The 13,781-nt window shown below is 32.0% G+C and carries 13 protein-coding genes; 8 read left to right on the top strand and 5 right to left on the bottom strand.

What is annotated here, in order from left to right; translation table 11 throughout:
- Window positions 1–105: 105 nt before the first annotated feature.
- The 8 genes from PW52_RS14285 to PW52_RS14250 all read left to right on the top strand — a co-directional run bounded on the left by PW52_RS14285 (window position 106) and on the right by PW52_RS14250 (window position 8,699).
- A complete protein-coding gene (locus PW52_RS14285; RefSeq protein ID WP_044633660.1) occupies window positions 106–2,478 on the top strand; it encodes a heavy metal translocating P-type ATPase in 2,373 nt (790 codons plus the stop codon).
- 78 nt (window positions 2,479–2,556) lie between these two features.
- Window positions 2,557–2,742 (top strand): cbb3-type cytochrome oxidase assembly protein CcoS, encoded by a 186-nt coding sequence (gene ccoS / locus PW52_RS14280; protein ID WP_044633659.1) that lies wholly within the window; start codon window positions 2,557–2,559, stop codon window positions 2,740–2,742.
- A 9-nt stretch (window positions 2,743–2,751) separates the two neighbouring features.
- Entirely contained in the window at window positions 2,752–4,947 is a 2,196-nt protein-coding gene (gene ccoN / locus PW52_RS14275; protein ID WP_044633658.1) for a cytochrome-c oxidase, cbb3-type subunit I, read from the top strand.
- 4 nt (window positions 4,948–4,951) lie between these two features.
- The gene (locus PW52_RS14270) at window positions 4,952–5,134 is read left to right on the top strand and encodes a cytochrome c oxidase subunit IV (RefSeq protein WP_044633657.1); all 183 of its coding nucleotides are present in this window, start codon (window positions 4,952–4,954) and stop codon (window positions 5,132–5,134) included.
- The gene (locus tag PW52_RS14265; RefSeq protein WP_044633656.1) at window positions 5,131–6,051 is read left to right on the top strand and encodes a cbb3-type cytochrome c oxidase N-terminal domain-containing protein; all 921 of its coding nucleotides are present in this window, start codon (window positions 5,131–5,133) and stop codon (window positions 6,049–6,051) included. The genes PW52_RS14270 and PW52_RS14265 overlap by 4 nt, the downstream gene beginning before the upstream one ends.
- 8 nt (window positions 6,052–6,059) lie before the next feature.
- Entirely contained in the window at window positions 6,060–7,490 is a 1,431-nt protein-coding gene (gene ccoG, locus PW52_RS14260) for a cytochrome c oxidase accessory protein CcoG (protein ID WP_044633655.1), read from the top strand.
- A gap of 60 nt (window positions 7,491–7,550) precedes the next feature.
- A complete protein-coding gene (locus PW52_RS14255) occupies window positions 7,551–7,997 on the top strand; it encodes a FixH family protein (protein ID WP_044633654.1) in 447 nt (148 codons plus the stop codon).
- Window positions 7,998–8,699 carry a sulfite exporter TauE/SafE family protein gene (locus PW52_RS14250; RefSeq protein WP_044633653.1) on the top strand — a complete coding sequence of 234 codons (702 nt, stop codon included), beginning with the start codon at window positions 7,998–8,000 and terminating at the stop codon, window positions 8,697–8,699.
- A gap of 594 nt (window positions 8,700–9,293) precedes the next feature.
- Here PW52_RS14250 and PW52_RS14240 read toward each other — a convergent pair.
- The 5 genes from PW52_RS14240 to PW52_RS14225 form a co-directional block, all read right to left on the bottom strand.
- Complete coding sequence (locus PW52_RS14240) at window positions 9,294–9,701, bottom strand: OsmC family protein (protein WP_044633651.1); 408 nt, start codon at window positions 9,699–9,701, stop codon at window positions 9,294–9,296.
- A 411-nt stretch (window positions 9,702–10,112) separates the two neighbouring features.
- Window positions 10,113–11,378: a hypothetical protein gene (locus tag PW52_RS14235; RefSeq protein ID WP_131454009.1), complete on the bottom strand. Its 1,266-nt coding sequence runs from the start codon at window positions 11,376–11,378 to the stop codon at window positions 10,113–10,115.
- Between the two features lie 623 nt (window positions 11,379–12,001).
- Window positions 12,002–12,430, bottom strand: coding sequence for a hypothetical protein (locus PW52_RS14230; RefSeq protein ID WP_044633649.1), 429 nt, complete (start codon window positions 12,428–12,430; stop codon window positions 12,002–12,004).
- Between the two features lie 97 nt (window positions 12,431–12,527).
- Window positions 12,528–12,704, bottom strand: coding sequence for a hypothetical protein (locus PW52_RS17565; RefSeq protein ID WP_165586781.1), 177 nt, complete (start codon window positions 12,702–12,704; stop codon window positions 12,528–12,530).
- A gap of 306 nt (window positions 12,705–13,010) precedes the next feature.
- A complete protein-coding gene (locus PW52_RS14225) occupies window positions 13,011–13,553 on the bottom strand; it encodes a lysozyme inhibitor LprI family protein (RefSeq protein ID WP_044633648.1) in 543 nt (180 codons plus the stop codon).
- Window positions 13,554–13,781 lie beyond the last annotated feature (228 nt).

Below are 13,781 nucleotides of genomic sequence, written 5' to 3'. Positions count from 1 at the left end.
TAAATTACAAAATATTGAGGTAAAAATAGACAAAAGCTGATTAATATCATATTTTTTAAAAGGTGAAGTATAAATATTTGCATCAGGTATTTAGGAGCAAATATTATGAATAAAACAACTTGTTTTCACTGTGGAGACCCCTGCGAAAGCCAACATGTTACATATCAAGAAAAAGACTTTTGTTGCAACGGTTGTAAAACGGTTTATGAAATTTTCTCTGAAAATGATTTAACCTGCTATTACGATTTACAACAAACGCCAGGTGCAACACCCCAAGATATTGAAGGCAAATACGATTTTCTTGAAGATAAAATTATAATTGAAAAACTAACTGAATTTAATGATGGTAAACACCAAATTGCCACCTTAACTATTCCGCATATTCATTGTAGTTCTTGTATTTGGATTTTAGAAAACCTAAACAAACTCAACCCTAATATTACGGCTTCTAAAGTAAATTTTGGTAAAAAAACAGTTAGAATCACCTATAAAACCGAAGCGTTTTCGCTTAAAGAAGCGGTATTATTACTAAGCAAAATTGGCTACGAACCTTATATTTCTCTTGAAGATTTTAGTACAGGTAAAAGCAAAGTTAATCGCAGCTTAATTTACAAACTAGGTGTTGCTGGTTTTGCCTTTGGTAATGTTATGTTTTTATCGTTTCCAGAATATTTTGAAGTTAATGAATTCTGGCTAGAGCAATATAAAACCGTATTTCGCTGGCTTATGTTTACATTTTCCTTGCCTGTTGTATTTTATGCTGCTCAAGATTATTTTGTATCGGCCTACAAAGGTTTAAAAAGTAAATTACTAAATATTGATATTCCTATAGCGCTTGGTATTTTGGTTTTATTTATACGAAGCACCGCCGAAATTGTTTTAAATATTGGCACTGGCTTTTTCGATAGTTTAACAGGTTTAGTTTTCTTTTTATTACTCGGAAAATATTTTCAGCAACGCACCTATAATTTTTTGTCTTTCGAGCGCGATTACAAATCGTACTTCCCCATTGCTGTAACCAAAATTCATAAAGGAGAAGAAAAACCTATTCAAGTTTATGATATTAAAAAAGGCGACCGATTATTAATTAGAAACGAAGAACTTATTCCTGTTGACGGCATTTTAATTAACGGAAATGCCAACATTGATTACAGTTTTGTTACCGGTGAATCTGAAGCTGTAAAAAAAGCCTCTGGAGATAAACTTTTTGCTGGAGGAAAACAAACTTCTGGAAGCATTGAAATAGAAGCTTTAAATGCAGTAGAACAAAGTTACCTAACACAACTATGGAGCAACGATGTATTCAATAAAAATAAAGAAGATGGCTTTACAACCTTAACAAACACCATAAGTAAACGGTTTACTATTACTGTATTAAGCATAGCCATAGTTGCTACTACATTTTGGTTATTTGTTGATGCCACCAAAGCCTTAAACGTATTTACTTCTGTTTTAATTATTGCTTGCCCTTGTGCCATTGCTCTTTCTGCGCCTTTTACTTTAGGCAATTTGTTGCGCATTTTTGGTAGACTAAAATTTTATTTAAAAAATGCATCGGTTATTGAGCAACTTGCCAAAATAGACACTATTCTTTTTGATAAAACAGGCACAATAACTTCAAACAAAAAAACAAAAACAACTTATCGAGGCTCAAAATTAACGCCAAACGAAGAAATTTTGCTAACGAGTACGTTAAGACACTCAAATCATCCTTTGAGCAGGTCTTTATACAAATTGCTTCAACAAAATAATATTGAAAGTTTAGACTATTTTGAAGAACACTTAGGAGAAGGTATTTATGGCAAAACACAAAACGAATCTATTAAAATAGGTTCTGCAAAATATGTTGGGCAACTTCAACCGGAAACCGAATTAAGTACAGCGGTTCATATTAGTACAAATAATACTTACAAAGGCAAATTCACTTTTTATAATGCTTATAGAAAAGGCATTTCAAAGTTATTCAATCAATTAAAAACTAATTACGATTTAGCTATTCTTTCAGGAGATAACGCTAGCGAATTAAACAACCTAAAAAAGCTATTACCAAGCAAAACCAAACTTATTTTTAATCAAAAACCTAACGACAAGTTAGAATACATAAAACACCATCAAAACAATGGCGCTAATGTGCTTATGATTGGCGATGGTTTAAACGATGCAGGTGCACTGGCACAAAGTAATGTTGGTATTGCTATTTCAGAAAACATAAATGTATTTTCTCCTGCATGCGATGCGATTCTTGACGCTTCAAAATTTAATCAATTATATCATTACATAAAGGCATCAAAAGCCGCTATAAAAATTATAAAATGGAGTTTTGTGTTCTCCTTTTTCTACAATGCTATTGGTTTATACTTTGCCATCACGGGGCAACTTATGCCTGTAATTGCAGCTATATTAATGCCGTTAAGCTCTATTAGCATTGTGATTTTTACAACCATTGCCACTAACATTTTAGGCCAGAAATTAAAATAAAAAACTTATGAAACATGATAAATATCATCTTTTAAAAAAAGATGCCAACGTAATTTTGAACCATAACTTCAAGTAGGTATGAGTGTTATATATGTATTACTAACCATTAGCATAACCATTGCTATCGTCTTTTTTATTGGCTTTATAAAAGCTGTAAAATCTGGACAATATGATGATGATTACACGCCATCTGTACGCATGCTTTTTGAAGACGAATTGGTTAAAACCAAACCTAACAAAACCATTAATAAAACTAAAGTTTAATTAACTATTATGGAAGTACAACAATTTTATTACGACAACAAGATTGTTAAAAAGTTCTTACTCGCCACCATGATTTGGGGTGTTGTAGGTATGCTTGTTGGCCTACTTTTGGCCTTTATGTTTTTATTCCCTAACCTTACCGACGGTATTTCTTGGCTAAGTTTTGGTCGTCTACGCCCATTACATACCAACGCTGTTATTTTTGCCTTTGTTGGTAATGCCATTTTTGCAGGGGTTTACTACTCATCGCAACGCTTACTTAAAGCTAGAATGTTTAGCGATGTCCTAAGTAATATTAACTTTTGGGGCTGGCAATTAATTATTGTTGGTGCTGCTATTACACTTCCGCTAGGTTTTACTACCAGTAAAGAATACGCCGAATTAGAATGGCCGTTCGATATCGCAATAGCTGCTGTTTGGGTGGTTTTTGGCTGGAATTTAATAGGAACTATTTTAAAAAGAAGACAACGCCACATGTATGTTGCCATTTGGTTTTACTTGGGCACATTTGTTACGGTTGCTGTACTGCATATTTTTAATAGTTTAGAATTACCGGTTAGCGGTTTAAAAAGTTATTCGGTTTACGCTGGTGTTCAAGATGCCTTAGTACAATGGTGGTACGGGCATAATGCAGTTGCCTTCTTTTTAACAACCCCATTTTTAGGGCTAATGTATTATTTTGTTCCAAAGGCTGCAGACAGACCTATTTATTCTTACAGATTATCAATTGTACACTTTTGGTCCTTAATATTTATTTATATCTGGGCAGGACCTCACCACTTATTATACACAGCTTTACCAGAATGGGCTCAAAATTTAGGTGTAGCATTCTCGGTAATGTTATTAATGCCGTCTTGGGGTGGTATGATAAACGGACTTTTAACCTTGCGTGGTGCTTGGGATAAAGTACGAACAGATCCTGTTTTAAAATTTATGGTTGTTGCTATAACAGGTTATGGTATGGCTACGTTCGAGGGGCCAATGCTATCACTTAAAAATGTAAACGCCATTGCGCACTTTACAGATTGGGTTATTGCACACGTTCATGTTGGAGCCTTAGCTTGGAACGGCTTTTTAGCCTTTGGTATGATTTATTGGTTAATTCCACGATTATTCAAAACTAAACTATACTCAACAAAACTTGCTAATTTACATTTCTGGATAGGTACTTTAGGTATTATTATGTATGCATTACCTATGTATGTTGCTGGATTTACACAAGCCAGTATGTGGAAACAATTTAATCCAGATGGCACTTTAGTTTATGGTAACTTTTTAGAAACTGTTTCTGAAATTATACCAATGTATTGGATGCGTGCCATAGGCGGATCGCTTTACATCATCGGTATGTTTGTTTTAGCTTACAACGTTATTGTTACCATGAAAAAAGGTAGCCAAGTAACCGATGAATTAGCTGAAGCTCCTGCCCTTCAACGTGTTTCAAAAAGACGAATTGCTGGAGAAACTTTTCATACCTGGTTAGAGCGTAAACCTGTACAGTTAACCATTTTAGCAACTATAACCATATTAATTGGTGGTATAATTCAAATTATACCAACTATAATGGTAGAATCTAACATTCCAACTATTGCCAGTGTAAAACCATACACCCCTTTAGAGCTTGAAGGACGTGATATTTACATCCGCGAAGGCTGTGTTAGTTGTCATTCGCAAATGGTGCGTCCGTTTAGAAGCGAAGTTGAGCGCTACGGCGATTACAGTAAAGCAGGCGAATTTGTTTACGATCATCCATTCCTTTGGGGAAGTAAGCGTACAGGACCAGATTTACATCGTGTGGGTGGAAAATATTCAGATAACTGGCACCTAAACCACATGTATGATCCGCAAAGCACCTCATCTGGATCCATTATGCCAGCTTACCAATGGCTAGTTAGAAACGAATTAGATAAATCGATGACCGAATCTAAAATGAAAGCCATGGTTAAACTAGGTGTACCATACACCGAAGACGATATTGCAAATGCGCAAAAAAGCATGCTAGAACAAGGCACACAAATAGAACAAAACTTGTATACAGATCCTGATTTTGCTGAAACTTATGAAGCCGATAAAAAAGCTGGTGGAACTTCTTTTATTGAAATGAGAAATCGTGAAATAACCGCTTTAATAGCTTATTTACAGCGTTTAGGAACCGATATTAAAGTTCAAGAAATAGAAGAAACCTTAACCACACTAAATCAATAAAGTTATGTCGAAGTTTGTAAAAAACCATATGGAGAGCATTACGGGTATAGAAATTTACCCATTAATATCCTTACTTATATTTTTCATCTTTTTTGTAGCCCTGTTTTGGTGGGTTATTACAGCAAAAAAAGACTATATAAACACCGTTAGTCAATTACCATTAGATAAAAAACCTAACCAATTATGAGACCGTATTTCCCCTCTTGGATTCGAGTTCCTGCCTTATTCTTCATCATTGCAGCTTTCGCTGAATATGTTATAGACTCAGTCGATAAACCAGCATTTATAGAATATCCTTTATTATCATTATTCTTAATTCTAGTGTTGCTTATTTTAATTGCCATTGAAGGCATAGTAAGCGCCATGAGAAATTTAGTTTACCAAAGTTTAAACGAAGAAGCTAAAGCTCGTTTTGATGCTCAAAATGCAAAACCATCTAAATTTGTTAGCTGGATTAAAAAGGTGTATAAAAAGCTATTAGGATCTAAACCTATAGAAGAAGAACACGAAATAATTCTAGATCATAATTACGATGGCATTCGCGAGTTAGATAATTCTTTACCACCTTGGTGGATTTACAGTTTTTACATTTCAATTGCATTTGCAGCTATATACCTTTTAAAATATCATGTATTTAACGGTGAAGGACAGTTTGATGAACTAGAACAGGAATATGCTGAAGCTAAAATTGCTATTGAAGAATACAAAAAAACCGCAAAAGATTTAGTCGATTTTAATACTGTTGAATTACTTACCGAAGCTTCAGATTTAGGCAATGGAAAGAAAATTTTCGATACAAATTGTGTAGCCTGCCATAAAGCCGATGGTGGCGGTGGTATTGGTCCGAATTTAACCGACGAATATTGGATTTTAGGCGGTGGTATTAAAAATGTATTTAAAACCATTTCTGAAGGTGGTCGAGATGGTAAAGGTATGATTGCCTGGAAACAAAGCTTAAAACCAGCAGAAATTGCACAAGTAGCAAGCTACGTATTAAGCTTTCAAGGTACTACACCTGCCGAATCTAAAGAAGCTCAAGGCGATTTATGGGTTTCTGAAAATACATCAAAAGAAACCAATACAGATACTATACCAGAACAATAAATTATAAAGTGAACCTTAAAAGCCAAAATAACGAAAACTTTAGAGATTCTATTGGAACAATTACCAATGAAGGCAAGCGTGCTTGGGTTTTCCCCAAAAAACCAAGTGGGAGATTTTACGATAAACGTAAAATGGTTAGTTACGTACTGCTTGCCTTCTTATTTGCTGCACCTTTTATAAAAATAAACGGCAACCAATTTTTAATGTTTAATGTATTAGAACGTCGTTTTAATATTTTTGGATTTCCGTTTTGGCCACAAGATTTTCACTTATTTGTAGTTTCCATGATAATTGGTGTTGTTTTTATAACACTTTTTACTGTAGGTTTTGGTCGTATTTTTTGCGGATGGATTTGCCCACAAACCATTTTTATGGAAATGGTATTTCGTCGTATTGAATATTGGATTGATGGAGACCGAAATAAACAACGAAAACTAGATAAACAAGAATGGAATGCCGAAAAAATTAGAAAACGACTTTTAAAATGGTTTATATTTTTAATTATATCATTTTTAATAGCCAACATATTTTTAGCCTATATAATTGGTAGCGACAAACTAATTGGTTATGTAATTGATGGGCCTTCAGCACATTTAAACACACTATTTCCACTACTTATTTTTACAGGAGTATTCTATTTTATTTTCGCTTGGTTTAGAGAGCAAGTTTGCATTATTGCTTGTCCTTACGGAAGATTACAAGGGGTGTTATTAGACAACAAATCTATTGTAGTTGCATACGACCACAAGCGTGGTGAAGGCGAAAGCGGACGCAAAAAATTTAGAAAAAACCAAAACAGAACAGCTCTAGGACATGGAGACTGTATAGATTGTTTACAATGTGTAAATGTTTGCCCAACAGGAATTGATATTAGAAACGGCACGCAGTTAGAATGTGTAAACTGTACCGCTTGTATAGATGAGTGTGACCATATTATGGAAAGCATTAATTTACCAAAGGGCTTAATTCGTTATGCTAGTGAAGATGAAATTGAAAAGAAAGAAACATTTAAACTAACCGCGAGATTAAAAGGTTACATAGCCGTATTAACTATTTTAATTGGTGTTTTGGCGGGCATGCTACTTTTACGAAACGATGTTGAAGCAAGAATTTTACGATTACCTGGGCAACTTTACGAAAAAAAAGAGAACAACATTATTAGTAATGTGTTTACATATAAACTCATTAACAAAACCACGACAGAAATAGACAATGTTAATTTTAAACTTAGAAATTTTAATGGTGATATAAAACTTGTTTCAACTACTGATGATTTTACCGTTCCTGAACAAGGTATTGCGGAAGGCACTTTATTTATAGAATTAAGTAAAAGTGATTTAAAAGGTGATAAAAATAAATTGACTATTGACGTGTATAGCCATAATAAACTTATTGAAACAACAACGGTTAACTTTTTAGGGCCTCGTAGTTATCATTGAGATGGTTGATGGTTGATGGTTGATGGTTGATGGTTGAATATTAATAAAAAAAATAGCATTATGAAAATAAATTGGGGAACTGGTATTGTATTAGCTTTTATAGGCTTTATAAGTTTTATTATGTATTTCGTTGTAACCATGAGTACCGATAATAAATACAACCACGATTTAGTAACCGAAGATTATTACAAGCAAGAACTTAATCTTCAAAATAATATTTACAAAGAAGAAAACGCAAAAAAACTAAAACATAACATTACATACAAAAAAACCAACAGAGGAATATTATTAATATTCCCTGAAAATTTTGATGAAAAAAAAATAACAGGAAAAGTGTTCCTATACAGGCCATCTAACAAACAATTTGACTTTGAAACAGCTATTTCATTGTCTAACCACAATTTGCTCATACCTGAAACCCGTTTGTTAGGTGGTCGTTGGAACATTATAGTAGATTGGAATTATAACGATACACCTTATCGATTTACAAAAGAAATTATTTATTAAATGCTTTGGTCTGCATTCATATTAGGAGTCTTAGGAAGTTTTCATTGTGTCGGGATGTGCGGACCAATAGCTTTTATGCTTCCTGTTAACAGGAGTAACTCGGTTATAAAAATAAGTCAAATCACTATTTATCATATTGGGAGGTTATTGGCTTATGGATTAATAGGATTAGCTTTCGGGATTATTGGCAAAAACCTATACATTTTTGGGTTTCAACAGCAATTATCAATCATCATTGGTGTTTTAATTATTATAGTGGTTTTACTTCCTTATAAAACTTTTAATAAATACAACTTATCTAAACCGTTGCATAAAATAATTGCTAAAGTTAAAAGTCAACTAGGTTTAGCATTAAAAAAGAAAACGGCCGATACATTTTTAACTATTGGCTTTCTTAATGGATTTTTGCCTTGTGGATTAGTTTATATGGCTGTCTTGGGGAGTTTAGCTAGCCAAACTATTTCACAAGGTTTTTTATATATGATTTTATTTGGTCTAGGCACTGTACCTTTAATGACTTCGGCTATTTATTTAGGCAAGTTTTTAAATGCCGCTATAAAACAACGCATACAAAAAGCTATTCCTGTTTTTGTAATTATAATTGGTGTATTGTTTATTTTACGTGGTCTAGGTTTAGGTATACCTTACATTTCTCCTGCTCCTGTTAACGAATTGGTTTCAAGCGCAATGAATTGTCATTGAAACCTGACAGCAAAAAGAAAGACAAACTTATAAGAACGTAATTTATATAGTTTTTGATGTGGTGGTTATTATAGCATTCTTAAAACATAGAAACATTATACAACTCTATAATTATAGAAATAACACCGGCAATGGTTCTCATTACTTTTTCAATTTTAGCAATACTATTTTAGAAAAACCTACTTGTATTACTTTAAAAGCCAATAAATAAGTAAAAAGTTTAATAAATAATCCTTTACCAAAGGCAAAAACAATAGGTAAATATAATCCGTCTGTATATGAAATAATCGTGACACCAAGTTACTTAAAAACGCTTTTCGTTTACTAAAAAAATTTTTAGAAATAAAAGCTATAGTGGTTATGTTGGTTATTGATGGACTCGAACTAATAGCTGTCATTAACCATTACCACTAATAAAAGTAAAATCCGTTAATCAATTGGTGTTTCTTTTCGGTTTTTAATCGCATTTGAGAACAAAGCCTTAACTGCTGCCTCAAGTTTTTAGGTAGTCTATTCGGTTTCCTTCTTATCTACATAAATCACTTGAAATATATTTTTCTGAAAACAAATATTCAACGTGTTTTTTGTATGCAATCAAACATTTTCAATTATTCTTATGGTGCCAGAAATAGAACAAGATAATTTTACAGTATTGTAGATTGTGCCGAACTTTTCAATATTTTTTTTTAATAAAGCCGTATTTAGCTTTTTATCATTACTATGGATTATCAGCTCATACACTATATGTTCCATTCTTGGCGGGTGTTCAAGACGTGTAGCATTTACTTGAATAGTTGCTCTTGAGTAGGTAAATTTCATCATACCAGAAAAACGTTCAACATTTTTAAGAACGCAAGAAGCAAAAGCACCCAAAAATAGTTCAGCAGGATTGGGTAACAATTTGGCAGTTTTTGAAGTTGTTCCAAAATCTATGTTGGATTGCTTTATATGAACTATAGCATCTTTATTTAAAATGGATGACGCTTTAATTTGGTAATTCATGGTAGTATTTTTTATCACAAATTTACGATGGGTATTTAATTTGTTTTGTGACTTTAGTCACATTTGCCTGTATCTTTTATCGCGTCTTTAATAAATTGTTATTATTGCAATAAAACTCCAAAGTAAGTCTGTTACAAATACAGGAATTACATCATATTAATAACCATTTATTGCTATTAGAACTCCACCAAATAAGTTTAAATATTTACTATATTCTAAATACTTTTCACCCTTAATAGGGGTAAAACCCTTTGCAAGTATTATTAATCCCGAACCCGATCAATCTAAAATATCTATAGTTGCTTTCATAATTGCTTTTTGCTTTGAATCTTTTTATTTTTTTTAATGAAATAACAACCATTTTTTAATCGGTTCTAGGACGATTTTATTTTATAAAAAGTTACTTAATTTTTAATTAAATGGAGCTTCACATCTTCTTAATTGATATTTCCTGTTAATGTAAGATTGTGTACCATCTAATTTAGCAGCCGAATAAAATATCCAAACTTTATCTTTACCAATGTAGGCTTCTGGTTCGGATACATTTAAAGTACTGTCAAATTCATTTAATAACCACATTTGTTGATTTGGATTGTCTAATGTTGTTAACCAAATTTCACCAGGTCGATTAAATGCTGTTTGAGAAAAATTGTTTCCGTCGTTATTAATTTGAAAGGCTGAATATAACTGACTATTAAAGATAAAAGGTTCGTGCGATTGATTTAAAGCTGGTGTTTTTAAATTTATCGTGGTTGGTGTTATTATTTCATCTTGAAAGAACATAGCTTCAAAAGATGTTCTTTTATATACATATGCCGTGTTTGTTGCATTAATTCCACTTATAAAATATTGATCACCATTTAATGTGTTTAAAACTGTATTACCATCTACTTTATTAGCTAAATCATTAGTTATAGGAATTGCAGCCGCGGTTGGGTTAAGTGCATTAAATTGTTTTGCCTGTACAACGCCATTGGAATCTTTATACCCGTAAGTAATATAAGAACTGCCTTTTATCCATCTTGGTACAATAATGTCCATGGGTACAATTAACGGGTATAGACTTGGTTGTTCTTCTATTAAGTAATCATTTGTTGGATTATCTAGATCCAGAAGTCGCAACTGAAATTTTGTATTTTGCGGATAATTTGCCGAAAAACCATTAATAACATCGTTTAAAATATAAATTACAAATCTTTTGTTTTCGTTTGGAAGTTGAGAAGGGTAAAATACTCTTCGTTTATTATCAATGGGCATAGCAATGTCTGTAACAGTTGCTGTAGTCGGGCTTGTTGGGCGTACCAATTTTATTTGTCCTTGAGTTGAAGCTCCTACATAGAAAACCCCCAACTTATCCAAACCCCAATCTGCTGGACGTGCATAAATATTAGAAGTAAACGGACTAAAGCCTTTTCCATTTGATGGGATTAAATCTCCAGTTTCTGGGTTTATACCGCATTGCCAAACTTTACCTGATACACCATTAATTGTATCAAGTTCTATCCAAACCATATAATTATCTCTTGGTGAAATTTCGGGATTTACGTAGTTTATTGTAACATCGCCTACTCTGACATCTATTTCGAGATTCGGAAAATCAATTACATTATCATCTTCTGCCTTGGAGCAGTGTAGAAAAGAAAGGCCAATTATAAAGAGTAAAATAGACTGTTTCATAAATTTACTTTTTATTAAGACCCTATTTTTTAAAAAAGGTTTAAAACTGTTTGTATACAATTCGTTGCATGATTCTATAATTAAATTAGTAAACAGAATAGAACAAAAAAAACCTATTACCAATACAAAACCCATTATTACATCTAATGTATTTTTTATTTTATTCAATTTATACCGCAACATATTGTTTGCAATTTAGTTGTGTAGAGTTTTAAAAAAATAAAAGAAAAAGAACTAGTATAAAATCTACTAGGATTTTCCAAATACATACTGAACAGTGAATTATACAGGTTGATAGATGCTGTATTTTAACTAAACAGTCATTTAAACTATCCAAAATAAAACTATATTCCAACCCTTGCGAAGCAAAGTATAGTTAAAGGTAATAATTATTTAATATTTTTTTTCATTAAGTTCTGCTTTATACTTGGCTATTTACGTTTTACAACTTCAGTATTAAAAACGCAGAGTAGACAATAAAAAATTCTGCTTCAGGTTATTACACAAAATATAAATATTTTGCTTTTATCTTTTTCTATAACATCCAATTTTATATTTAGCGGACTTTGTTAATACTTACAGATTTTTAGGTTAAGCTCAAGTACCCTATATTTTTACACCTGTTAAGTATAGTTTTTTATTTCAACCGAAGGTAGTAATCGGGAATCTTTTACTCCAGCAGTTCTATGTCCAGCATTTTTTAAATAATCTTCGTTTTGTGCAAATTCCATAAATTTAACAACCGACTCGTGCTCGACTATCAAAATTGCATCCCATTTTTCATATTCAGGTCCGATTAAAAAACGGTTGCTTTTTCCATAATAAATTATTCGGCTGCCTGCTTTTTCTAATTCAGGCAAAGTGTTCTTCATATAAAGTTTATACGCTTCTTCTCCGCTAATTATTTCGATAGGTTTTATTTGTTCCAAATTTTTATACTCAGCTTTTTCTCGAAACCTCAATAGGTTTAGCATTACAATTTTTCCCTTATCGTGGAATTCCTGATAGAAATTCTTTCCAGATTCTGGATTTGCATTTATATAAGTTTCCATATTGTGTATTATACTGATATAGGTTGACTCTTTTTTGCTAATTGTTATGTAATTTTTAGATGGTGAGTTGTTGTAAATTTACATTATTTTTAAAATATTAGGATTTATTACTTTCTTCCGATTTATTTTTTTTATCAAGTGTAGTTCCTATTCCGACTCCAATTGCTATACCAAGACTAAGCCATAATCCTAAATTATCTGTTGCAACTCCAACAGCGGTTCCTATTCCAACTCCAATCGCAATTCCATTTACTAGTTTGGTGTTTTTTTTCATAAAAATCTTATTGTTTTAAATTTTTTGATGTCTATTCTGTTCATTATATATTATATAATGTCATTACCGATACCTATATTATTAGTATTCTTGTGGTATTAAAAGTTACAATATTATTTTAGAATTTTTAGCCAACCTATTTCAGTAAAGTACTATTTATCAAATTGTTAATTACTATTTTATGTATGATTAATGGCGTGTTTCAAGCACCTAATTTAGCAAATAAAAAACGAATAGAAAATCTGCTAGGATTTTTGTAAGTAGACTAAAGCTAGCTATAAGGTTTATACTTTGTTGTAGTAAGTTTTATTCAACGATTCTATTTATATAACCAATAATTTCAATTAACCGTTGTTCGGTTATTTCACAGAATTTTCCTGCCCTAATATTCGACTGAATAGTTCCACCTCCTGAGTATTGGTCATAGCTGATAATAGAGCTTAATTTTCTTTCAGAGTCACGAAATTTAATCCAGTTTCTCTGTGATTCAGTAAGCGCCTTTCGGTCTTCAGTAGATAGTTTGTTTTTAAGAATAGAATAATATTTGTTCAGAAGTTTGTCATACCCTTTCTCTTCTTGATACACAGCGTTTGACATTCCTGCTGTAGACCAGTCAATTTCAATCTTGCGTTTTCTCAATTCATTTACCTTGTATAGATCTATTTTTATTTCAATCTCATACTCAGTCGTGAATTCATCTTTATTCGAATTAAGAGAATCTTTCAATTTTACCGCATCTTTTTCGATTTGAGTTTGAATATTTATTAATTCACTTTCGGTTAGTTTACGTTGTCCAAAAGAGAATGAAAAAATTAATAAAAATAAGGTTAATGATAAATAGGATTTCATTTTCGTAATTTACTACAACGTTTCGTGTATGGTTAGTGCGGGAATTGAAAGTCAGAAGACTTTCAGTTTAGCACGAGGCAAAGCATTTTGTTTGCCTTTATATTGTTTTATCAAAAGTCAAATCAAAATGATTTGACGGACTTAGTAAAAATACACAAAACTTTGAATTAAACACCAAACCCAGCATTAATTATACACATCTTAAGTTTGTAAATCACTAAATTTAAT

The organism is Neotamlana sedimentorum (assembly GCF_000943565.1).
In the GTDB taxonomy this organism is placed as follows: domain Bacteria; phylum Bacteroidota; class Bacteroidia; order Flavobacteriales; family Flavobacteriaceae; genus Neotamlana; species Neotamlana sedimentorum.
This window is presented reverse-complemented; position numbering and strand designations above follow the sequence as displayed.

Coding starts and splice junctions, on each gene's coding strand:
- PW52_RS14285 (WP_044633660.1), top strand. CDS start 106: ATGAATAAAACAACTTGTTTTCACTGTGGAGACCCCTGCGAAAGCCAA.
- ccoS (WP_044633659.1), top strand. CDS start 2,557: ATGAGTGTTATATATGTATTACTAACCATTAGCATAACCATTGCTATC.
- ccoN (WP_044633658.1), top strand. CDS start 2,752: ATGGAAGTACAACAATTTTATTACGACAACAAGATTGTTAAAAAGTTC.
- PW52_RS14270 (WP_044633657.1), top strand. CDS start 4,952: ATGTCGAAGTTTGTAAAAAACCATATGGAGAGCATTACGGGTATAGAA.
- PW52_RS14265 (WP_044633656.1), top strand. CDS start 5,131: ATGAGACCGTATTTCCCCTCTTGGATTCGAGTTCCTGCCTTATTCTTC.
- PW52_RS14255 (WP_044633654.1), top strand. CDS start 7,551: ATGAAAATAAATTGGGGAACTGGTATTGTATTAGCTTTTATAGGCTTT.
- PW52_RS14250 (WP_044633653.1), top strand. CDS start 7,998: ATGCTTTGGTCTGCATTCATATTAGGAGTCTTAGGAAGTTTTCATTGT.
- PW52_RS14240 (WP_044633651.1), bottom strand. CDS start 9,701: ATGAATTACCAAATTAAAGCGTCATCCATTTTAAATAAAGATGCTATA.
- PW52_RS14235 (WP_131454009.1), bottom strand. CDS start 11,378: ATGAAACAGTCTATTTTACTCTTTATAATTGGCCTTTCTTTTCTACAC.
- PW52_RS14230 (WP_044633649.1), bottom strand. CDS start 12,430: ATGGAAACTTATATAAATGCAAATCCAGAATCTGGAAAGAATTTCTAT.
- PW52_RS17565 (WP_165586781.1), bottom strand. CDS start 12,704: ATGAAAAAAAACACCAAACTAGTAAATGGAATTGCGATTGGAGTTGGA.
- PW52_RS14225 (WP_044633648.1), bottom strand. CDS start 13,553: ATGAAATCCTATTTATCATTAACCTTATTTTTATTAATTTTTTCATTC.